General features: G+C 34.6%; 15 protein-coding genes. 9 read left to right on the top strand and 6 right to left on the bottom strand.

Annotation, left to right across the window (positions count from 1 at the left end; translation table 11 throughout):
• Window positions 1-47 precede the first annotated feature (47 nt).
• A complete protein-coding gene (locus tag C6368_RS15825) occupies window positions 48-2087 on the bottom strand; it encodes an Omp28-related outer membrane protein (protein ID WP_107040204.1) in 2040 nt (679 codons plus the stop codon).
• Window positions 2088-2556: 469 nt separating this feature from the next.
• Between C6368_RS15825 and C6368_RS15820 the strand changes: the two genes are divergently transcribed.
• Entirely contained in the window at window positions 2557-3285 is a 729-nt protein-coding gene (locus C6368_RS15820) for a T9SS type A sorting domain-containing protein (protein WP_107040203.1), read from the top strand.
• Window positions 3286-3405: 120 nt separating this feature from the next.
• Window positions 3406-4293, top strand: coding sequence for a T9SS type A sorting domain-containing protein (locus tag C6368_RS15815; RefSeq protein ID WP_107040202.1), 888 nt, complete (start codon window positions 3406-3408; stop codon window positions 4291-4293).
• A 50-nt stretch (window positions 4294-4343) separates the two neighbouring features.
• Here the strand turns inward: C6368_RS15815 and C6368_RS15810 are convergent, their stop codons facing one another.
• Window positions 4344-5039, bottom strand: a complete 696-nt coding sequence (locus C6368_RS15810; protein WP_107040201.1) for an SIR2 family NAD-dependent protein deacylase — start codon at window positions 5037-5039, stop codon at window positions 4344-4346.
• An 82-nt stretch (window positions 5040-5121) separates the two neighbouring features.
• On the opposite strand from C6368_RS15810, the gene C6368_RS15805 reads away from it, so the two are divergent.
• The 7 genes from C6368_RS15805 (at window position 5122) to C6368_RS15775 (ending at window position 20743) form a co-directional block, all read left to right on the top strand.
• The gene (locus tag C6368_RS15805) at window positions 5122-7386 is read left to right on the top strand and encodes an NADP-dependent malic enzyme (RefSeq protein ID WP_107040200.1); all 2265 of its coding nucleotides are present in this window, start codon (window positions 5122-5124) and stop codon (window positions 7384-7386) included.
• A 2-nt stretch (window positions 7387-7388) separates the two neighbouring features.
• A complete protein-coding gene (gene ruvA / locus C6368_RS15800; protein WP_107040199.1) occupies window positions 7389-7964 on the top strand; it encodes a Holliday junction branch migration protein RuvA in 576 nt (191 codons plus the stop codon).
• A 14-nt stretch (window positions 7965-7978) separates the two neighbouring features.
• Window positions 7979-15460, top strand: a complete 7482-nt coding sequence (gene sov / locus C6368_RS15795; RefSeq protein WP_159038642.1) for a T9SS outer membrane translocon Sov/SprA — start codon at window positions 7979-7981, stop codon at window positions 15458-15460.
• Window positions 15461-15609: 149 nt separating this feature from the next.
• The gene (locus tag C6368_RS15790; RefSeq protein WP_107040197.1) at window positions 15610-16062 is read left to right on the top strand and encodes a GNAT family N-acetyltransferase; all 453 of its coding nucleotides are present in this window, start codon (window positions 15610-15612) and stop codon (window positions 16060-16062) included.
• A 452-nt stretch (window positions 16063-16514) separates the two neighbouring features.
• On the top strand, window positions 16515-18311 hold the full coding sequence (lepA, locus tag C6368_RS15785) for a translation elongation factor 4 (protein ID WP_107040196.1): 1797 nt from the start codon (window positions 16515-16517) through the stop codon (window positions 18309-18311).
• A gap of 17 nt (window positions 18312-18328) precedes the next feature.
• Window positions 18329-18979 carry a LysE family translocator gene (locus tag C6368_RS15780; protein ID WP_107040195.1) on the top strand — a complete coding sequence of 217 codons (651 nt, stop codon included), beginning with the start codon at window positions 18329-18331 and terminating at the stop codon, window positions 18977-18979.
• Between the two features lie 54 nt (window positions 18980-19033).
• Window positions 19034-20743, top strand: coding sequence for a toxin-antitoxin system YwqK family antitoxin (locus tag C6368_RS15775; protein ID WP_107040194.1), 1710 nt, complete (start codon window positions 19034-19036; stop codon window positions 20741-20743).
• On the opposite strand, the gene mgtE is transcribed toward C6368_RS15775, so the two are convergent.
• The 4 genes from mgtE to C6368_RS15755 form a co-directional block, all read right to left on the bottom strand.
• A complete protein-coding gene (gene mgtE / locus C6368_RS15770; protein ID WP_107040193.1) occupies window positions 20744-22093 on the bottom strand; it encodes a magnesium transporter in 1350 nt (449 codons plus the stop codon).
• Window positions 22094-22309: 216 nt separating this feature from the next.
• The gene (gene rsmA, locus C6368_RS15765; RefSeq protein ID WP_107040192.1) at window positions 22310-23095 is read right to left on the bottom strand and encodes a 16S rRNA (adenine(1518)-N(6)/adenine(1519)-N(6))-dimethyltransferase RsmA; all 786 of its coding nucleotides are present in this window, start codon (window positions 23093-23095) and stop codon (window positions 22310-22312) included.
• Window positions 23096-23097: 2 nt separating this feature from the next.
• Window positions 23098-23409 (bottom strand): DUF4286 family protein, encoded by a 312-nt coding sequence (locus tag C6368_RS15760; protein WP_107040191.1) that lies wholly within the window; start codon window positions 23407-23409, stop codon window positions 23098-23100.
• A gap of 116 nt (window positions 23410-23525) precedes the next feature.
• Window positions 23526-24308, bottom strand: a complete 783-nt coding sequence (locus C6368_RS15755; protein WP_107040190.1) for a DUF3108 domain-containing protein — start codon at window positions 24306-24308, stop codon at window positions 23526-23528.
• Window positions 24309-24649 lie beyond the last annotated feature (341 nt).

Here is a 24649-nt window from a genome sequence, read left to right as displayed (position 1 = left end):
TTTTCAGCCTCCCGATTCTTACAGATAATATTTTAGTTAATTCAAAATTATCTGATAACTGAGATACGTTTTGTTTGCTCTCCGTTAGCAGTTTGAACTCTAACAATGTATATTCCTGACTCAAGGGAAGAAACATCTAATTGTGTTGATTGAACTCCTGAAACTGAACCTAAATTATTTGAAGAAACAGTTTGACCAACAGTATTCAATATAGAAACTGTAACATCCGTTAAGTTTTCCAATTTAAAGTCAACGTTTACTAAATCTGTTGAAGGATTAGGGTAAACATTTAAGGCAACATTTAAACCTTCTTGTTTTTCAACACCTAAGAATAAGTTGTCACGAATTTGAATGTCATCTACGAATAAGTTGTTTCCGAAGTTAGACGTACCTTTAAATGAAACCATTACTTCTGCTTCACCATCATAAGCACTTAAATCAACAAAGTTGCTGCTCCATTCTGTAACATCTGGGAAGAAGTTTCCTGTAGATGTTGCTGGTGCAGTTGCTAAAGAAGATCCTTCTTCAGAGAAAACAGTAGTCCATGTATCTCCACAATCTGTTGAAACTAAAATTTCTAATTTGTCATTTTCAGTTGAGTATTGTGAATAAGCATGGTTAAACATAATACCATGGTCTGTTCCTGCACTAAAGTCCATTTTATGGAAAACTAAACTTGCATCACCACTAGCGATACTGAAGAAGTTCCAAAATAAACTTTTCGCACTATTTCCAAATCCTCCTAAATCATGAGATAATCCATTTACATTAGCTTGGCTAATTGCGTGAATTGCAAGTCCTTGTGGGTTTTCAATAAGCGCGTTTGAAACAGATGGAGCATTTGGGAATGCATCAGAACTTTCAAATCCTTCACTATTAGTTTGACCGAATGTACCTGAAGGAATTATATAAATCCCATCAGATGAAGCAACGTTATTTCCTGTTGATAATTCTACATATGAAGAACCATTAACAACGTTAGTAGAGTATGAAATTGTGTTTTCTCCTGCTGGTAAAGTAATCGTTGGGAAAGAAGTAGTTGCAGATGCTCCTGCAGCTAATGCATTTGTAACCGTTTGTGTAACAGCTGTACCTCCGTTTACAGAGTATGAAACCTCATAAGTTGCAATAGAAGTAGTTTCTTCGTTTGTTACAGTGATTTCAGGTGTTACCGAACCATCACAGTATCCATTTGGTGCTGCCATTGATGACGTAGCACTTAAGTCTGCTAAAATAGCACCAGGAGGAAGAACGTATGTAATTGGAGCTTCTGCACCAGTAACAATATTTTGATTACCTTCTGCTATAAATGCAACAACCTCTAGGTCACCTAATTCATAAGCAATACCATTTAAATCTGCTGGAATTGTGTAAACGTATTGACGTGTAATTACAGTTCCAGTAGCTGTTGTGATTGATTCACCCCATTGTCCTGTTAATAAGTGACGTAACATGTGGTTGTGTTCGTAGTTTCCATTGGCAAGAATCTGATTAGGATTTGCTGCCATTCCTGTTTGAGGTCCTTCAATTCCACTTTGTAATATTGCTACACTCAATTGGTTTGTTGCTGGAGCAGTTCCTGTATAGTACATTTCAACGTCAACAGTTAATTCTCTTGTTGCAACTTCTATTGATGCTTCTAGTGCAATGTTTGCATATGAAGCTTCGGATATAACAGTTCCTCCTGCTGTTGACCAGTCACCACGACTCATAGCGGTAGCACCACTTGGAGATCCTTGTTGTTCCATTCCAGGGAAGTTTCTTCTATTTATAGTTCCCGCTGGATAACCTGCTAAATCTGATTGAGATGCTATAGCTGATCCGAAAGGTGTTCTAAAGTCTGGATCTGATCCGTTTGGAGCAGCATATCCTCCTGCATGTACGTTCACCAAGATAACGTCACTAGGATTGGCATCCTTGAACTCTTGAGCTCGTTTATGTCCGTCTGGACAAAAAGTACAATAGATTCCAGTGAATTCTTCTAAAACGGCGTTTTTGTTTTCAGCTGCCTGACTAACTGGTAGTTGGGCGAAAAGGCCTGTTGCTGTAAATAAAGCAACAGCCGTGCTTAGTATTTGATGTTTCATAATTAATAAGGTTTTATAATTTGGGACTAAAATAGATATAACTTGTGATTTTATAAACTTAATATTTAAGTATTATTGAATTCTTAATTTGATAGAAAAATGATTGTTCTCAATTCTTACTAAGGATGTTTCTCATCATATATTTCTATATCCTAATTACATATTAGTTTTAATGACATTGCTTTTAGATAATCAATATTTTAATGTTATTTTTTTATAAATCCTTGAGGATAGGGTAGGTGTATTGTGATATCTTTATAACAAATTATATTTCAATGCTACTCAAAATGATGAGAAATCTGAATGTTTAGTTGAATGTAGGAATAGTTTGTTTTAAAAATATTTTCTTTCTATATTCTAATCATTATTGTAAAGCTACCGTTGTTAATTGTTTTTTTGGTCAAGAATTATTATGTTTTTCCCAATGTTTTAGTTAAATTTATTCCAATTATTAATAAAAGTGAAAAATATGAAATTAATTATACTCGCAATATCCTTAATATTATTGTCAAGCCAATTATTTGGACAAGACATTAAAATTGTTTCAGTAAATGATTTTAGTAATGATATTAGTGGAACAAGCGTTGAAATAACGGGAGATAAAAATGATGCTGTTATTTATTTCGATTTAAAAGTCATTAACGAAGGTGCACCTGTCGACGTAAAATACCAAAGAATTAGAGAGGTAAATAGCGGAAGAGTTGATCAAGTTTGTGATAACTCACTTTGCTTTGATGCTGATGATGTATATAGTTATACATCTCCTATTCTAAATACTTTAGAGACAAATGTACCTTCGACTTTCAAACCTCAATTAATTCCAAATGGGATGGAGTCCTGCGCTGTTCACAATTATTATGTTGTTACCGAGTCTGGTGAAGCTTTAGATTCTGTTACTATAATTTTCAGAACAACAAACGCAAACTGTAACCTAAGTGTTGACAAGAATGAGGAAAAGACTTCAATGAATATTTTCCCTAACCCTGCAAAGGATTTTATTACCATTAAAAGTGATGCATTGAAAAATGGAGGTACTATTGTATTTTTAGATGCACTAGGAAAAGAAATTAAACGTTCATTTGTTAATTCTGAAAATACAAAATTATCAGTGAATGATTTAAAAAGAGGTGTTTATTTCGTAAACATTTATGGAGCAGCTGGAACTAAAAGTAGTGTCCAACGTTTAATTATCCAATAGTAGATTATTAACCTATTTATATATAAAACCTTGATTATTATAATCAAGGTTTTTTTTGCACTTGAAAGTTTGATTTTTTAATCCTAGCTACATGATGTTGGTGTTCCCAAATTCAATTATATGAAGATTACTTTTATTTTAACTTTCACTTTGTTTGCTTCTTTTGGCCTTTCGCAATCTTATAATGAAATGCTTGATCATGACAGTGAATGGCACTTGACATCATGTTTTACAGGTTGCGTGGATGATGTGTATTACACTGATGGAGATACTATTTATTACGGTAAGAACTATAAGGTTTTAAATGGTTACCATTATATTTCAAGAACCTTTTGGTTGAGGGAAGATGTCCAAAGTAGAAAGATTTTTCTATCTACAGAAGATGGTTTGTCTAGAAGGGAGGATATACTTTACGATTTTTCATTGCAAGTAGGAGATTCAATAGAGATTAAAAACCCTTTGAGTCCATTTCCTACTAGCCCTGGCTTTTTTATTTTAGATTCAATTAGAACAGAACAATTATTAGATGGCTTTGATTATCGTTTTTTTTATTTATCTCCTAGTTCAACATCATCAAGTTCGGAAAATCCAATTTGGATTGAAGGAATAGGTTCGCTTAGTTTAATCAATGCTCCAGGTGGAACACCAGGTGTAAACGACGCAGGAAAATTAAGCTGTTATTTCAATGAAGGTCAGTTAATATACACTCAATTAGATTCTACTGATGCTTGTGTTCCTATTTATTTAGATGTTTTAGAAACTATAAAGAAATCTACTTTGAGTATTTTTCCAAATCCAACGAAAGACTTTATAACGATTACCGGTGATGATTTTAAGAAAGGAGGAACGGTAGTTTTTTTAAATGCTTTGGGTAAAGAAGTGAAACGTATTTATGTAAAAGCAAATACCAATATTGCTGTGAACGATTTAAAAAAGGGTGTTTATTTTGTGAATGTAAACGGAATAAATGGATCTAAAAGCAAAACACTCCGTTTGATGATTCAATAAAAGATTTTGATTGCTGAATTCCTTTGGTTTCGATTAAAAGAAGAATACATTTATCTCTCAATCATCAACTTCTCCACTAACTCAGGAACACCTTTTGTTGCAGATGAACGAATCACATTGAAATAATCAGGAACACTCACTTCACTTGGGTCAATCAAATAATATTCGGCATTATGTGGTGCGTAATTGAGAATTCCAGCTGCAGGATAAACGTTTAATGAGGTCCCAACTACAATTACAATATCTGCACTATTAATTCTTGAAATGGCTTGATCTATCATTGGGACAGCTTCACCGAACCAAACTACATGAGGACGCATTTGAAAACCATCCGCGCATTTATCTCCTATTTTAACTTCCCAATTTTTTTGAATGAAATATTTGTTTTCTGCATTCGGGCCAGAACTTTTCACTTTATTTATTTCGCCATGAAGGTGAATAACATTTTTACTTCCTCCTCGCTCGTGTAAATCGTCGATGTTTTGTGTAATCACTTCTACATCATATTTTACTTGTAATTTGGCTATGGCAAAGTGAGCTGCATTAGGTTCAGATTCATAGCATTGCTTACGGCGCATATTGTAAAATTCGGTCACCATTTTTGGATTTTTTTTCCAAGCTTCAGGAGTTGCTACTTCTTCAATATTAAATTTTTCCCATAATCCTCCATTATCGCGAAAAGTGCCTAAACCTGATTCTGCGCTAATTCCAGCACCGCTAAAAACAATTATTTTCTTATTTGTCATACTTTGAAGTTTTTAATTCTTTGGATGTGTTGGTTTTTGTTAAATTTACGCTCTTGCATAAAAATGAAAAATAATATTCAATATGGCTAAAATAAGAAAACAAGATGCACTTGACTACCATTCTCAAGGTAAACCTGGGAAGATTGAAGTTGTACCTACAAAACCATATAGTTCACAGCGTGATTTGTCTTTGGCTTATTCACCTGGTGTTGCAGAACCATGTCTAAAAATTGCTGAAAACCCGGAAGATGTATATAAATATACTGCAAAATCTAATTTAGTTGCTGTTATCTCTAACGGTACGGCTGTTTTAGGATTGGGTGATATTGGTCCAGCGGCCTCGAAGCCTGTCATGGAAGGTAAAGGTTTGTTATTTAAAATATTTGCGGATATCGACGTTTTTGATATTGAGGTAGATGCTAACGATCCAGAATTATTTATTCAAACTGTAAAAGCAATTGCGCCAACATTTGGAGGAATAAACTTAGAGGATATTAAAGCTCCAGAAGCTTTTTTAATAGAAGAAAGATTGAAAGCAGAATTGGATATTCCAGTTATGCATGATGATCAACACGGAACAGCAATTATTTCATCTGCTGGACTTTTGAACGCTTTAGAATTAGCAGATAAGAAAATAGAAGATGTGAAAATCGTTGTTTCAGGAGCAGGTGCTTCTGCAATGAGTTGCGCTAAGTTGTACAATTCTTTAGGAGCAAAAATGGAGAATATCTTCATGTTTGACAGTAAAGGTTTACTGAGCCGTGATAGAGAACTGGACGGAAATAAAAAGTTGTTTGGTGAGCACCACGAAAAAACATCTGATTTAGCTACTGAGTTAGCTGGTGCAGATGTGTTGGTAGGACTCTCTAGAGGTGGGGTTGTTTCGAAGACGATGGTGAAATCAATGGCCGACAATCCAATTGTATTTGCTTTGGCGAATCCAGATCCCGAGATTGCATATAAAGATGCCATGTCTGTTCGTGAAGATTTAATTATGGCAACCGGACGTTCAGACCATCCTAATCAGGTGAACAATGTTTTAGGTTTCCCTTTTATTTTTAGAGGAGCCTTAGATGTTCGTTCAAAAACAATTAACGAAGAAATGAAATTGGCGGCGGTTTATGCCATTGCTAATTTAGCTAAAGAATCAGTTCCAGAGGAGGTAAGTGAAGCTTATGGAGAGAGAAGTATTTCATTTGGACGAGATAATTTTATCCCTAAACCATTAGATCCTCGATTAATTTATCACGTGGCACCTGCAGTAGCAAGAGCGGCAATGGATTCTGGAGTAGCTAGAATGCCAATTAAAGATTGGGATGCTTATGAAGCTACATTGAAAAAGCGTTTAGGAATAGACAATAAACTAGTAAGAGGATTAACTGAAAAGGCAGAACGCAATCCAAAACGTGTTGTGTTTGCTGAAGCTGATAATTATAAAACTTTAAAAGCAGCTCAAACGGCTTATGAAGAAGGAGTTGTTATACCTATCCTTTTAGGTCGAAAGGAAAGAGTTTTAGGAATGATTAAAGAATACAACATGGATCTTTCTCATGTTGAAATTTTAGATCCAAAAGCTCCTGAAGAAAAAGAAAGACTTCTGCGCTACGCGAAAGATTTCTTTGAACTGAGAAAAAGAAAAGGATTCACAGAGTATGAAGCCAATAAGATAATGCGTGAACGTAATTATTTTGGTGCAATGATGGTTCAATCTGGTGATGCAGATGCAATGATTTCAGGAGCAACAAGAAAATATAGCGATGTTTTGCGCCCAGCTCTTCAAGTGATCGGAACACAAAAAGATGTAGATCGTGTTGCGGGAATGTATGTATTGATTACAAAGCGAGGACCGATATTCTTAGCAGATACAACTGTGAATTTTGATCCGACGGCCGAAGAAATTGCTGAAATGACAAACAACGTTGCGAAGATGGTACGTAAGTTTAAGGTAAATCCAAAAATTGCATTGTTGTCTTATTCTAACTATGGTTCTGCAGAAGGGAAAGATGCTGAGAAAATGGCAAAAGCAGTAAAAATTATTCACGAAAAGTATCCTACACTTGTTGTAGATGGTGAGGTTCAAGCGAATTTCGCACTAAACAATGACTTAATGAATGAGAAGTTCCCATTCTCTGAATTGGCAAATAAAGAAGTAAATACATTTATTTTCCCGAATTTATCTTCAGGAAATATAGCTTATAAATTGTTGCAAGAAATGACAGATGCAGAAGCAATTGGACCAGTATTGGTTGGATTGAGAAAATCTATTCATGTATTGCAATTGGGTGCATCAGTTAGAGAAATTGTAAACATGGTAAAAGTTGCAGTTGTAGACGCACAAAACAAATAGATATGATTACATACCTAAATGGGAGGCTTGTAGAAAAAACACCAACAGTTTTGGTGATAGAATGTGGTGGGATAGGATATGAAGTAAAGATTTCGTTGAATACCTTTTCTGCAATTGGTGGTGATGAATCGATTAAGATTTTTACTCAATTTGTGGTGCGAGAGGATGCGCAAATTTTATATGGATTTATGACTATTGAAGAACGAGAAATGTTCAATTATTTGGTTTCTGTTTCAGGAATAGGACCAAATACTGCAATTCTTATGCTTTCAGGGCTTTCACCATCGGAAATTGTGCAAGCAATTACATCGGAAGATGTTGATACCATCAAGGGGGTCAAGGGAATAGGAACTAAAACTGCACAGCGTGTAATTGTAGATTTGAAGGATAAAATGTTAAAATTCGAGGTTTCTGATGAGAATGTTTCGTCTTCAAACAATAGACTTCGATTTGAAGCGTTAACTGCTTTGGTTTCTCTTGGGTTTGATAAAAAGTCTGCTGAGAAAGCAATAAATAAAGTAATGAACGAGCAAGCAACTGTAGAGTTATTAATTAAAGATGCTCTGAAAGTGCTCTAACGGGAAATATAACTGTGAATAGACAAACACTAAATACAATATGTAGTGGGTTTTTGATAACCCTGATTATTACAACCTTAACATTTGCTTATGGTCAAGGTGATCCGGATTCAACAAAATTAAAATTCCCTATAAAAAATCCTTATGACCCAACGGGGAACGATAGACAAAGCTTTGACTTAGGAGATCCTAAAAGCGTTCAAAAATCTATTGTTTATGATCCAAAAACTGGTAAATATGTTTTTAAGGAAGTTATTGGAGGTATAGATTATAAAAGAGGATCAATGATGACACTCGAAGAATATATCGAGTATGAACGTCAACAAAAAATGCAAAGCTATTGGAAGGAAAAAATTGATTCTCAAACTGAAGAAGAACAAGGATTAATTCCGCCAATTAAAATTGATAGTCCAGGATTTGCAAACATTTTTGGGTCTGATGAAATTTTGATTCGACCAGAGGGTAGTGTAGAATTGTCATTAGGTTTAAATTCAGCGCGATATGACAATCCTGTTTTACCAGAAAATCAAAGAAGAATTACAAGATTTGACTTCCAACAACAAATTCAATTGAACTTGGTTGGACAAATTGGAACTAAATTGAAATTAGGAGCTTCATACAATACAGAAGCCGCTTTTAATTTTGACAACGTAACTAAATTAGAATGGACTGGTGAGGAAGATCAAATTCTTCAAAAAATAGAAGCGGGTAATGTTTCCATGCCACTAGAAACCTCTTTGATTGAAGGTTCCCAAACGCTTTTTGGTGTTAAAACTAGGATGAGATTTGGACGTTTAACTGTGGATGCAATAGCCTCTACATCTCGAGGGCAAAAACAAGAAATTAATATTAAGGGAGGTTCTCAGGTTCAGGATTTTGAATTGAAAGCTGATGATTATGAGGCCAATCGCCATTATTTCCTGAACTATTATCACAGAGAAAATTATGATCAGGCCATGGAATCTGTTCCATTTATAAGCTCCTTGGTAAATATTACCCGAATTGAAGTATGGGTTACCAACCAAACTAATAAAGTTGAAGATACACGAAATATTATTGCATTTACTGATTTAGGAGAAGCAGATCCAGATAATTGGTCTGGAAATCCAGGGAGTGCTTCAACCAATGAATTACCGAACAACTCTTCAAATGGGTTATATGATTACGCGAAAAACAATCCAACAGTTCGTGGATTTAATAATGCTGTTGTGGCATTAGAATCTGAGGCTTTGGAACCTGGTCCTTTTCAACAAGCGAATGACTATGAGAAAGTTGAAAACGCGAGAAGATTAACGGAACAAGAATTTACTTACAACGCCCAGTTAGGGTTTATTTCTGTGAATTTACCTTTGAATAATGATGAGGTTTTAGCTGTTTCATATGAATATACATATGCAGGAAGAACATATCAAGTAGGTGAATTTTCAACAGATGGGATTGTGGGAACAGATGCCTTGTTCCTGAAGTTATTGAAACCTACTATCGTTAATCCTAAAAATAAATTATGGGATTTGATGATGAAAAACGTCTACTCAATAGGGGCGTATCAAGTAAGTCAAGAAGGATTTAGATTAGACATTCTTTACAACAACCCAGACAACAGTTTATTAGTGAATTTCCTTCCTTACCCTGGTTTGGATGATAAACAAGTAATTGATGTAGTAGGAATGGATCGATTAAATCAAAACAATCGTTCTCAAAAAGATGGAGTTTTTGATTTTTTACCTATTACTTTTAATGGAAATCAAGCTACAAATGGAGGAACTATCAATACGAGAAATGGTCGTATTTATTTTAGTACAATCGAGCCCTTTGCTGAAACGGTAAGAAAAGAAATGATTGCTGCGGGACTTCCTCAAATTGCGGATAATGTAGCATACGATGAGCTTTATGACTCAACAAAAATAGCCGCACAACAAATACCGAAGAAAAACAGGTTTTATTTTGTAGGGAAATATGAATCTTCAGTTAGTGATGAAATTCCTTTGAACGCATTAAACGTTCCAGAAGGAGCAGTGGTAGTTACAGCAGGAGGAATTAGGCTTCAAGAAGGTCAAGATTTTACTGTAGATTACAATTTAGGTCGTGTAAAGATTTTGAATAGTGCGGTATTGGAATCAAATGCTGACATAAAAATTTCCATTGAAAGTAATTCTGTCTTTGGTTTCCAAAACAAATCGCTCATTGGTACTCATATGAATTACATGATTAATCCTGACTTTAATGTGGGAGCAACATGGATGAGAATGACAGAAAAACCAATTACACAAAAAGTGGATATTGGAGATGAACCATTCAAAAACAACATTGTTGGCGCTAATTTATCCTATAGAACAGATATTCCATTATTGACTAAATTGATTAATTTTATTCCAACAATTTCTACCAAACAAATGTCTACCTTAACCTTAAATGCTGAGGCGGCACATTTAATTCCTGGAACTCCTCGTGCAATTTCAAAACAAGGGATTTCTTATGTTGACGATTTTGAAGGAAGTCAATCAACAATAGATTTAAAAAACTTTTCTTCATGGAAGTTAGCTTCAATTCCTCAAGGACAAGATGACTTGTTCCCGGAAGCTTCCTTAAAGAATAATTTGGCTGCTGGATTTAAGCGTTCACATTTGTCTTGGTATTCTATTGATCCTATGTTCCATGAAAACCGTTCAATTACTCCACAACATATTGCAGATGATCCAACTTTTACGGAAAATATGAATGTTTCATTGGTAAATAAAACAGATATTTTCCCGAATACACAACCTGCAACTGGTGAAATTACGAATCTTCCTATTTTCAATATGACTTACTATCCTAAAGATAGAGGGATGTATAATTACGATACAACAAACACCGTTAACGCTGAAGGAGAATTCACAGATCCTCAAGAAAGATGGAATGGAATCATGCGTTCTTTGACAACAACTAATTTTGAAGAAACCAACGTCGAATATATTCAATTTTGGTTGTTAGATCCATTTAATGAAGACCAACAGGCGCAAGATCCAACAACACCTTATTCTGGAGGAGATTTATACTTCAATATTGGTAACTTATCTGAAGATATACTTCCTGATTCTAGAAAAAGTTTTGAAAACGGTTTGCCAAGAGAATATGATAACACATTAAATACTGATGTTACGAATTGGGCTAGAGTTTCTACTCAACAAGTTGTAGTAAACGCTTTTGATAATGACCCAGAAACAAGAGCCCAACAAGATGTTGGACTTGACGGGTATGATGATGAGAAAGAGCGACTAGCATACGCAAGTTACGTTAATTGGATTCAAACCAATAGTGTATTATCTCCTGAAGCAAGGGCTGAACTTTTACGTGATATTTCCGGTGATAACTACAATTATTATCGTGATGATCAATATGATGCAGATGAAAGAGACATCATTCGTAGGTACAAATATTGGAATGGGCATGAAGGAAATTCTCCAACACCAGAAATGTCAGCTCAAATAAATAGCGAAGGATATCCTACTCAAGCAACCAACACTCCAGACATGGAGGATGTGAATCGCGACAACAACCTAAGTGAATCAGAAAGTTATTTCCAATATAAGGTCTCATTACGTCAAAGTGATTTGGTTGTTGGTAAAAACTACATTATTAACACAAGAGAATACGATAAAAACAATAAGAATTTCAAATGGTATCAGTTCCGTGTACCTATCAGAAATCCTGAAAAAGCAGTTAATGGAATTTCGGACTACCGTTCTATTCGTTTTATGAGAATGTTTATGCGTTCTTTTGAACAAGAAACTACGTTGCGTTTTGCAAAATTAGAATTGGTTCGTGGAGAATGGAGAAAATTCACAGAGAGTTTAACTCAACCTGGGGATGGAGTTCAAGAAGATCCAGATTTGACACCATTTAATATTGGAGCTGTAAATGTTGAAGAACATGATCAGCGTGAACCAATTAAGTATGTTATTCCACCTGGAATCGATAGAGAAGTTGATCCATCTCAGCAATTCCAAAGACAGTTGAACGAGCAATCGATGACCATTGAAGTGTGTAACTTAAAAGATGGTGATGCTAGAGGTGCAACTAAGAATGTTGGTATGGACATGATTATGTACAAGAATTTAGAAATGTACTTGCATGCTGAAGAAGTAGAACCCACTAATCCGCTAAACGATGAAGATGTCACGGTCTTTATTCGATTGGGAACAGACTTTAGGGAGAATTATTATGAGTATGAAGTTCCAATGACGGTAAGTCAATGGGGTGTTACTCAAGATTTACAGATCTGGCCAGAAGAGAATAATCTAAGAATTGTTTTTGAAGACTTAATTAATTTAAAGAAAGAGAGAAATACAGCGATGGAGCAGCCAGGGTCTAATGTTGCTACAAATATCGAGTATTCTAAGGAAATTGCACATAAACCTGGAACGTCTGACAACAATGATGTTAATCATCCTCCGAGAATGGTGAAAATTAAGGGTAATCCTAATTTAGTTGATGTAAAAACCATTATGATCGGAGTTAGAAACCCTGCGCAAAATGCAGATAACCCATGGAAACCAGATGATGGTTTGGCAAAATGTGTTCAAGTTTGGGTTAACGAATTGCGATTAACAGAATTCCAAAATGAAGGGGGGTCTGCCGCCCTTGCTCAAGCGCAATTACAAATAGCAGATTTTGCAACCGTTCAAGTAGCAGGAGCATATAGCGGACTAAATTGGGGGAGTATAGATAGCCGTGTTGCAGAAAGACAAAGAGACACACGTTTAAGTTTGGACGTTTCAGCGAATGCACAACTAGGTCAATTGTTAGGCGATAAAGCTAAAATTGATATTCCCTTCTTGTATACATATTCTGTAGGAACAGTGAGGCCGCGTTATGATCCGTATAATCCGGACATCGAACTTTCATCCTATGATTCTGAAGAACGAAAACAAAGAATGAAAGATGGAAGTGATTTTACACAACGTAAATCATTTAATTTCACTAATGTAAGAAGACAAAGAAAACCGGGTGCTGAGGCAAATATTTGGGACATTAGTAATTTCTCATTGAATTTTGCTTATAGTGAAGATTATGCAAGAAATTTCACTACAAATTACGATAGAACAAAAATTTGGAAAGGTGGTGTAAATTATGTTTACAATGGTTCACCAACTTTATGGGAGCCATTTAAGCAATCTAAATTCATGCGTAAATCGAAATGGTGGGGCTTGCTGCAATCTACTAATTTCTATTTAGGACCAAAAAATATTAGTGTAAAAAATAATTTAATTCGTAATTATAACGAAAGGCAAATCGCGAATAATATTCCGAATACTGATTTTGAATTTCAACCGATTTATTTGAAGAACTTTACTTGGAACAGAAGGTTTGATTTTGGATATGATATTACTAGAAATCTGAAATTTGATTTTGCTTCAAATAACACATCAATAATTGATGAGGCAGAAGGTCAAGTAGATAAGAATGAGAGTCCAGAACTGTATAGAGATTTCCAAGATTCAGTAAGAACTCAATTGAGAACTTTAGGAAAAACTATGCGTTATGACCATAATTATAATTTAACATACAATGTTCCTTTCAACAAAATTCCAGCTTTGGATTTCATTAATTCGAATATCAGATATGGTGGGGCTTACGAATGGACAAGGCCAAATTTAGGTCAAGAAGTGTTTGGAAATACAATTCAAAATAGTCGAAATATAAATACCACGGCACAATTGAATTTGTTGACCTTATATAGGAAGTCTGATTTCTTGAAAAAGATTGTAGAAGATGGTAGAGGAGGTAGAGAATCTTTACGAACTCCACAAGGCGCCATGAATAGGGGGACATTAAATAGACCTGGTTCAAATCCTGTAAATACCAGTAGATTGGCGAAAAAAGTTCGAGAACTTACCATTAAAAAGGAAAAGCTTGAAAGAGTGAGGGTGAATACTTTAGAAACTGATGAATTGGTTGAACATGAAAAAGAATTGGCCAAAGTCACCAAAAAGTTAGAAAATAAAGAGCCTAGACTTGAGCGTCAAGATGATCGAATTGCTAATCAAAATGAACGTGAAGAGAAGTACAATGATAAGTTTGGTAAACCTTATCATCCTGTAGTTGGATTTGCCGCTAGAGCATTAATGAGTGTAAGGACTGTTTCTGGTACATACACACAAACTGATGGAATGTTATTGCCTGGATTTAATCAAGAAGCAGATTTCTTTGGATTAAACAGTGCAATGTTGGGCGATAGTAAATTACGAGGTTTTGCAATAGGTCAACAGCAAAGAAGTGTTTTCGGAAATGAAACAGGTTTTGATTACGCACCTTATGCAGGAGCAAATGGATTTATAGTGGATACGAGTGGGTTAAATACACAACATACTATAATGCATTCTCAAAACTATAATTTGCGTGCAAGTATAGAACCAATTAAGGATTTGAAGATTGATTTGTCTATGCAACGAAATTTTACTGAAAATACGTCTTCTTATTTTAGATTTTCAGATAGTTTGCAAGCATTTGAAAATCAAAGTGAATTTAAAACTACTACGGTAAGTTATTCTACTATATCTATTCGATCAGCTTTTGAAAGACTTGATAAGAATGATGATTATCGTTCTCCCTCATTCGACAATATAAGGGAAAGGCGTGCAGAAGTTTCACAATTACTGGGTGAAGGAAATCCTTATAGTTTGTCTGATAGTGCTGGATATACTGATGGCTATGGTCCTAACCAGCAGGATGTATTGATAGGAGCTTTCTTAAATACTTTCTCAGGAAAAAACACAAATAAAAACTCTATATCTCCTGTAAGAAGTGTACCTCTTCCAAATTGGCAAGTTTCATACAATGGATTAACTAAGTTTAAGTTCTTTAAAAAGTATGTACAAAACTTTACTTTACGTCATGGATATACCTCAACAGTTAATGTTTCGGGAATGCAGACGAATTTGAATGCTGAAGTTGACGATGATGGCTACCTATCTGCTAGAGATATCAATAACAACTTTATTTCTGAGCAGCAAATACAAAACGTAACTATATCAGAGAGATTCTCTCCATTAATTGGTTTTGATGCAACTTGGAAAGTGAATGGTAACGGATTGTTAACGAAATTTGAAATTAGTAAAGAACGTGCTTCCTCCTTGTCTTTAGCAAATAATCAATTGACTGAATTAATAGGAACAGAAATTGTAATCGGAACAGGTTATAAATTCACAAATTTCAGAATTCCAATTACTGTTAGAGGAGATAGATTGAAACCTTCTGATTTAAACGTACGATTTGATTTGTCCATTAGAGATAACATAACAGTAATTCGAAAAGTAGTTGAAAACACTACGCAGGCAACCGCCGGACAGCGTGTATTCTCAATTCGTTCAAGCGCTGATTATTTAGTAGGTAAGAATTTAACCGTTTCATTATATTATGATCAACAATTGACTGACCCAACGATTGCTACTTCTTACGTAACAGGAAACATTGCAACAGGAGTTCGATTGAGATTTAACTTAGGAGGGCTATAAAAAGAATTACTAACCATAATACTACAAAATTCGGTCAATCATTTTTAAAGTGATTGACCGTTTTGTTTTTATACAAGTTAGGATTAGGTGTTTAAACTGGTAAGGCATGTTGGATTTTTTCCATAGAACCAAAATATAAAGAGAATAGAATGATTGAAGTAACAAACATTAGAAAAGCAAAACGCGGAGACGAACAAGCACTCATGGGACTTGTGCAGGAGTTAGCCGATTTCGAAAAAGCGCCTGATGAAGTAATTAATACACCAGAACAATTGGCCATTGATTTATTCGATGATCAATTGTGCGATTGTTTCGTGTATGAGGTGGATGGTGTAATTCGAGGAATGGCGTTGTACTATATTTCTTATTCCACTTGGAGAGGTCGCTGTCTATATTTGGAAGATTTATACATCCAGCCTGAATTCAGAAGAACTGGAATAGGATTGAAGCTTTTTCAAATTTTAGTTGACGAGGCAAAAAAACTAGGTGTAAAACGTATGGATTGGCAAGTCTTGGACTGGAATGAATCTGCAATCAAGTTTTATGAGAAAATTGGAGCAACCTTGGATCCTGAATGGATCAATGGAAGATTGTTTTTTTAATCTTTTTCACCCTTCAATTCTAACATAAATACATTTCTAAATGCTATTTATAGATAATGAAGTGTTTATTAACATATTTTTAGGAATAAATACCATGGTAAGTTATTTTAAGAATAAAAGTTTATTACCTTTGCACCGTTAGGTTTCATAAGTAGTAGTGTTTGATTGGAGATAATGGCGCCTGCCATTATCTCCAATTAGTTTTAGGACGTTTTTTCTGAATCAAATGAGTAGATTATGAGTTCTAGAACAAAAGTTTTTTCAAAGGAATTACCTTGAAGTCAATCCCATTTTTTATAGAATAACATTCTTTTAAAACCATTTTTTGATTAGAATGAAATATCCTACAGCATTCTTAAGATAAATAGCTTGAAAACCGGCGAAAATCCATTATTTTCGCATATCATTTACTATCTTTCTGAGATAGAAAACACAAGAACTAAAGAATTTACATGAAAAATATTCGCAATTTCTGCATCATCGCTCATATTGACCACGGGAAAAGTACGCTGGCTGATAGGTTATTACAAACAACGGGCACGATTTCAGACCGTGACATGCAAAATCAAGCACTTGATAGCATGGACTTAGAACGCGAACGTGGAATTACCATAAAAAGCCATGCCATTCAAATGGATTATGAGAAAGATGGTGAAAAATATACCCTAAATCTTATTGATACACCTGGTCACGTTGATTTTTCTTATGAGGTTTCTCGTTCCATTGCTGCTTGCGAAGGTGCGTTGCTAATTGTTGATGCATCACAAGGTATCGAAGCTCAAACAATTTCAAACTTATATTTGGCATTAGAAAACGATTTGGAGATTATTCCAATCTTAAATAAAATGGATTTGCCGGGAGCAGAACCAGAAGAAGTTACAGATCAAATTGTTGAATTAATTGGCTGTGATCCTTCTGATGTTATTCCAGCTTCTGGTAAAACTGGATTAGGAGTTGACAAGATTTTAGAGGCAATTATCAATAGAGTTCCAGCGCCAAAAGGAGATCCTGATGGTCCATTGCAAGCTATGATTTTTGATTCTGTTTTTAATCCTTTTAGAGGAATTATTGCTTATTACAGAATAATGAACGGTTCTCTTAAAAAAGGGGAAAAAATTAAATTCCTAAATACTGGAGCGACTTATCATGCTGATGAAATTGGTATTTTAAGAATGGATCCTCAGCCAAGAAAAGAAGTTAAAACAGGGGATGTAGGATATATTATTTCAGGAATCAAGATTGCAAAAGAAGTAAAAGTTGGTGAAACAATTACCACTTTTGAGAATCCTTGTTTGACTGCAGTAAAAGGTTTTGAAGACGTAAAACCAATGGTATTTGCAGGGATTTATCCTGTGGATACGGATGATTTTGAGGAATTGCGTTATTCAATGGAGAAATTGCAATTGAATGACTCTTCTTTGGTTTTTGAACCTGAATCTTCTGCGGCATTAGGTTTTGGTTTCCGTTGTGGATTCTTAGGAATGTTGCACATGGAAATTATCCAAGAACGGTTAGAGCGTGAGTTCAACATGACAGTGATCACAACTGTTCCTAACGTTTCTTATTTTTGCTATACAAGAAAATATCCGGACCAAAAACAAATTGTAAATAATCCTTCTGACTTACCAGACCCATCCACAATTGAAACAATTGAAGAACCATATATAAAAGCACAAGTAATTACGAAATCGGAATATGTTGGTCAAGTAATGAATTTATGTGTTGAAAAACGTGGTGAATTACAGAATCAAGTTTATTTAACGCAAGACAGGGTTGAAATCACATTCAAAATGCCAATGGCAGAGATTGTATTTGACTTTTATGACCGTTTGAAATCTGTTTCCAGAGGTTATGCTTCTTTCGACTATCACCCAATTGGTTACCAAGTTTCGGATTTGGTGAAGCTTGATGTTCTTTTGAACCACGAGCAAGTTGATGCACTTTCAGCTTTAGTTCACAGAAGTAACGCTTTCGATTTAGGAAAGAAAATTTGTTTGAAGTTAAAGGAATTGATTCCAAGACAGCAATTTGAGATTCCGATTCAAGCCAGTATTGGCGCTAAGATTATTGCTAGAGAAACGGTAAAAGCCTTGCGAAAAGATGTTACTGCAAAATGTTATGGAGGTGATATTTCTCGTAAAAGAAAACTATTAGAAAAACAAAAAGAGGGTAAGAAACGTATGCGTCAAGTGGGTAGAGTAGAAGTTCCACAGGAAGCATTCTTAGCCGTTTTAAAGTTAAACGATTAAAATAGAAATAGAATAAATTGAGCGCATTACTTCTAAAGGCTTTAGTTACAGGATTAATCTTAAGTGTTATGCTTGGACCTGCATTTTTTGTGCTTTTAGAAACAAGTATTAAAAGAGGAATTCGGGCAGCTTTGGCTTTCGATGCTGGGGTATTGATTAGTGATATCATTTATATCATCATCGCTTATGTTTTTATTCAGCAAATTGAAGAACTTTCGCAAGGTGGAGATAACGCCTTGATTCGCGGATTAGGAGGTGTACTTTTTATTATTTATGGATACTTAACTTTTGTCAAAAAAGTAGATGGTGTCACAGCGAAGAAAACCAAAAAAGTCAACGCTGATCCAAAAGATTATTGGATATTGTTTATTAAAGGGTTACTCCTTAATTTGGCAAATCCCTTGGTTGTCTTTTATTGGTTTTCTGTTATGGCACTGGGTCATTCAGGTTCTGATGCCGTACATACCGGAGGAGAAACTTTCTTGTATCTTTTAGTAGTTCTTTTTACCTTTTTCGCAATCGATGTAGGAAAAATTGTTGGAGCAAAGAAATTGCGTCCTTTCATTACAGTATCCCTTTTACGGTCATTAAATAGAATTACAGGAACAATTTTAATGGTTTTTGGCGCGTTTTTAGTAATAAATAGCATTGTTATTTGGTTCAGGTAAAGTGTAACCAATTTGAATTTTTTATTATACTTATATGTAAATATAGTTTCTATTATGTACAAATCAATTTTACTTTTTTTATTTGTGACCCTATTGTTCAATGGTTATAGCCAATCTAGGAAGGATAGAAATTTATCAAAGCGTCAAACTTTTTATTATGATCCTGCAACCAGAACTCAAGTGGAAAGTCACGGATATTATTATTCAGATGACTTAGGAGAAACTACTGAAAGGCATGGAAAATGGACTTTCTTTAATCGTGAAGGGGGTATCGTTGAAGAACGTCACTACGATAGAAATAAATTAAATGGTGAGGTTAAAACTTACTATGGAAGGGAAGAGAAAGTTAGAAGTATAGGATATTTCTTTCAAGATCAACAAGACAGTATTTTTATTGACTTTTCTTTAACCGGAGACACTACTCAAATTGGCTATTATAACTTAGGAGAACCTGTAGGGAAATGGCGTTATTTCTACACGGACGGAGCTTTAAAAATGGTGGAAGAAATCATTGATGAAGTAAATTATGTTTGGCAATTTTATGGTGCTGACAGTGCGCATACGCAAACTGTAATCGATGGAAACGGGCAAATGGCTACCTATTTTGGAAATGGTAGATTAGAATCCTGGTATAACTACAAGGATGGTTTGCGCCATGGAGATTTTGAAGAAGCTTCTGTGAATGGATTTTATTTAATGAAAGGTTCATTTATTGAAAACAAGCCGGAAGGAGAATGGGAATACTATTATTACACGGGTGATTTAGAAAAAATAACACATTATAAAAATGGAAAATTAGACGGAACATACACCTACTATTTCGACAATGGTCAAGTGAATGTTGAGGGTAATTTCGAAGCAGGTGAAAAAACGGGAGAATGGATTTGGTATACCAATTCTGGAATTATCGACATGAAGGGAGAATTCAAAAATGGATTACAACATGGGGTTTGGTTGTATAATTTTCCAAATGGAGATCTTTCTTACCGTGCGAGATATAAAGAAGGAGAGAAAGACGGAAAATGGACTTATAAATATCGCAACGGGAAGAAGTTTAAAGTAGGACATTTTGAAAATGATTTGAGAAATGGTAATTGGTCTACTTGGTATGAAGACGGTACGCTTTTGATGGAAGGAGAATACAAAGATGATTTGGAAGAAGGAACATGGAAAAATTATTGGGAAAACGGTCAACTTAAAAATCAATCGGATTTTACAAAAGGAAAATTAAACGGGGAATGGTTGTCTTTCTTTAGTAACGGAAAACCATTGTCAAAAGGATATTATGATCTCGGTCAAAAAACCGATGAATGGATAACTTATTTTTCAAATGGAATGCCAAAAGACGTTGAGAATTTCAAAGTAATTGAAAAGAAATCTAAAGTTAATTATGGTCCAATGAAGGACAGAGTTGTACGCGTTTCTGTTCCTCATGGAGAGTCAATTACCTATTCACAAAAAGATTTTTCTAAAACTGAAGAAGGGAAATACAAGGATGGCGAAAAGCATGGAACTTGGACAGTTTATCATCCTGGAGGGGTTTTACCTGCAGTAATTTCAAATTATAAGAATGGAGAATTACATGGAAAAATGAAAACCTACGAATACCGAGGGAACAATATTATTTCCGAAGCGGAATACAAGAATGGCGTAAAACACGGAAAAGTGAAGATTTATGACCAAACAGGAAAGGTTGTAAAGGAGCAAGTATTCGAAAACGGAATGCAGGTTATCGAAGGAACTGGGTTTACACCTGGAAGGTAATTACAATCCAAATACCATCATACCTACGGCAAAGTATATGAATAGCCCTACAACGTCGTTTAAGGTTGTTATAAATGGCCCTGTGGCTACAGCAGGGTCAACTTTATACTTATGAAGTATCAAGGGAATTAACGTTCCAAAAATGGCCGCAAAGAAGATGACGATAAATAAGGCGATACTTACGGATATTCCTAGCCTGATATCTTGCAATAACCAAGTGATTCCAAAAATAAAAACACCACAAATCACTCCATTTAAAAGACCTAGAATTGCTTCTCTTTTAACCCTGGATAAAATACTACTAAATTGACTTGTCCCGTTAGCTATAGATTGAACAACAATAGCACTCGATTGTACACCAACATTTCCTCCCATTGCCGCAACAAGTGGAATAAAGAAAGCCAATGATGGAATGGCACCAATTTGAGTTTCAAAGTTTCCAATAACTTGTGAACCTAAAACTCCACCCATTAATCCAATCATTAACCAAGGAAGTCTTGCTCGAGACATTTTTATAATTCCAGCATCGTGTTCTACATTTTCAGAAATACCTGATGCCATCTGGAAATCTTTGTCTGCCTCCTCACGCATTACATCAACAATGTCATCAATGGTAATTCTTCCCACTAATTTCTTTTGTAAATCCAATACAGGAACAGATACCAAGTCATATTTATCCATTACTCTTGCAACTTCTTCAGCGTCTTCATTGGTGTAAACATAAGACATGTTTGTATTTTCATAAACATCCTTTACAATCGATTTTGCATTGGCAACCAATAAGGATCGAAGAGATAAAGTTCCAACAAGTCTATCTTCATTATCGACGACGTAAATGGTGTGTACTTTATCTACTTCTTCGGCTTGTCGTCGCAGTTCGATAACGCATCGGTTAATAGGCCAATCAAGTTTTGCTTTGATAAACTCAGTTTGCATTAAACCACCGGCTGTATCTTCATCGTAATTTAGCAGTTCAACTAATTCTGAAGCATTGTCACTGTCCATTTTAGAAATGACCTCCAATTGTTTTTCAACAGACATTTCACCAAGGATATCAACAGCATCATCAGAATCTAAATTTTCTAATTGAATGGCAAGTTGATCTGAATTAATAGATTCTAGAAAATTTTGACGTACGTCTTCATCCAGTTCCATCAAAACGTCACCTTGAAGATCTGAATCTAGATGATCATAAATAAACTTTGCTTCGTCTCTATCGAGTTCGTCAAGAATCTCAGCAATATCTGCTGGATGTAAATGAATGATCTCTTTTTCAATGAATTGACTATTGTTAATAGTGATTTCATCTCTAATTTTATCTAGATATTCTCTTGTTAATTCGAACTGCATATCGATAATTTTTGTGCGAATTTACGAAAGAAAGAATTAGAATTTTAAAAAAAATGAATAACTATAAGTGACAAATGGAGGATTTCCTTGAACTTAATATCAAATATTTAATTTTTTAAAGTGGCTAGTCGATTTATTCAAAGGTATTCATAGCTCCAAGTACTATAACTACTAGATTAGTAAATCGTCCAACATCATACTTTTGAATAGCACTTATTACTCTACCATTGCTTTCTCAACGAGTTGTGTTAATTCGATAAAATCATCAACACTTAATGTTTCTGCACGTTGTTTTAAAAATGGATGTTCTGGAAGTAAAGCTACATCAAGAATAACTTTTAATCCGTTGCGAATCGTTTTTCTCCGTTGATTAAAAGTAGATTTGATTACTCTTTTGTATAATTCTTCATCAACAGGAAGGTGAGTTCGTTCATTTCTCAAACAACGAATAACTCCTGATTTCACTTTTGGTGGTGGATTGAAAACATTTTCATGCACTGTAAAACAATACTTTATATCGTAATAAGTTTGCATTAAAACACTCAAAATTCCATATTTTTTTGAACCAGGAGGCTCGGCAACTCTTTCAGCAACTTCTTTTTGAAACATTCCCATAATTTCTGGAATTTGGTTTCTATACTCAATGCAATGAAAAAGAATTTGAGAAGAAATATTGTATGGGAAATTTCCTACTACTGCATAGGGTTGACCTTCAAAAAATTGAGATAGATCTGTTTTCAGAAAGTCATTTGAATGAATTTTGTTTTGAAGAGCAGGAAAAACCTCTTCTAAATATGTTACCGAATCACGATCAATTTCCATAACGTGTAAGTCAGTTCCTTCGATATCTAAAAGATATTTTGTGATGGCTCCCATACCTGGACCAATTTCTAAAATGTTGTTAGCACCTTGAAAGTTGGTGTATTGTTCAACAATTTTCCTACACGTATTTTCATCGGTCAGGAAATGCTGGCCTAAATGCTTTTTTGGTTGTACGCTCATGATTATTTAAATTCTTGTACTACAGAAAGCAATGTTCTGAATGAAGCGAATTTACCTTGAAACTTCTCTGTATGTTCTTGTTGTAGACGTGGAGAATGTTTTTCTTGATAGGTGTCCAAGTCTTCCTGTGAAATAGCAGTGTACATAATCGCGTACGTTATTCCACCTTCTTCCTCACCATGAACACGGCAAATTTTACTATCTCTAAAATGTCCGGTTGCCATCACATCAGGAATATGTGTTTCGCGCATCCATGTTAGCCAATCTTCGGCAACATTTACATCAAGACTAATTGTTACATTATATACTACCATGGTGCAAATTTACGAAAGTGTATTCAATAGTTAAGCTTTTAGTGTTTAAAACAGTTTTTAAGCAAAAAGAACGCCCAGTATTTCTACTGAGCGCTAAATTTTTAAAGGGGTCAATTTTATTTTATTGCAATGTCACCTACCAATCCTTCCCAATCAACAAGGTGCATTTTAATGCTTCCTACTGGGATTTTAGCTTTCACTAAAACTGGAATTCTGTTGGCGTCATTGGTTACCCAAAATTCAACATCGTCTGGTTCTTCAAAGTATCTTCCTTCTTGCACAACAGGCTGAAATTTTAAACATTCAAAAGTTCCTTTTCGAATTTTGATGTCTTCTTTACCCACATACTTCACTTTTAAAGGAAAAATCTCTTCATCCATAAAACATTTGAATTCAGTAATATCACCAACTTTCATGTTTTTAAAGTTCAAGGTTCTGGCATAATAGAAAGAAGAAATCATGTCTTGAACACCTAAAGGGACTTTATATTCTTGCCCTTTAGAAACAACTTTTTGCTTGTCTTGTTTGAAAACATATTCTTGTTCCTTTTCATATCCACCTTCATTAATATCGCGGATAAATAACCAAGGAAAAACTCCTTCTTTGTCTACATAAGATTCGTAAACATCTTCTACTTTATAGAACCAGTTAAAAGCACCTAGGGTTTTACCCTCTCCTTTCACATGATATAAAGGTCGGCCATTGGCACCTTTTTTCTTCGTTTCTTTTACTGTCAAAATTGCTTCACCAGCATCCATTACACCATAGCTAATTCTATAGGTTAATTTCTCTCCACTTGTAAAACTTTTACTTTGGATTTTTGGATAAGATATATTTGTTGAACTAGTCATTCCAACTAGCACAGCAGTCATAATAAATATTGAAATGATTGTTTTCATAGTTTTAAGTTTTTATTCGATATTGAATATGCAAATAACTTGCCATTTTGTCAAAACTACTGAAATCATTAAGCTTAGGGTTGAATAGAACCCCTACATAAAAGCAATAATGAAAATTAGTTTAGTTATTTATTCTTCATTTGTATAACGATTGAAAAATTAAAATAGTGTGATGACTTAGTCAAATGAATTTATGTTAGCTAGATGAATAAATGATTATTTTCTTTAAATAAGTCTTGAGATTTATCATGTTTGAATGGATTTCTACAAACTTTAAACCAAAAAAAAACAGCGAATTCCCAATTTTAATTGTTCTTTCGCTGCTTAATAAATTTTCATTT

The organism is Brumimicrobium mesophilum (assembly GCF_003025005.1).
Lineage (GTDB): Bacteria > Bacteroidota > Bacteroidia > Flavobacteriales_D > Crocinitomicaceae > Brumimicrobium > Brumimicrobium mesophilum.
The sequence above is the reverse complement of the archived record's forward strand: the minus strand, read 5'-3'. Positions and strand labels throughout refer to the sequence as shown.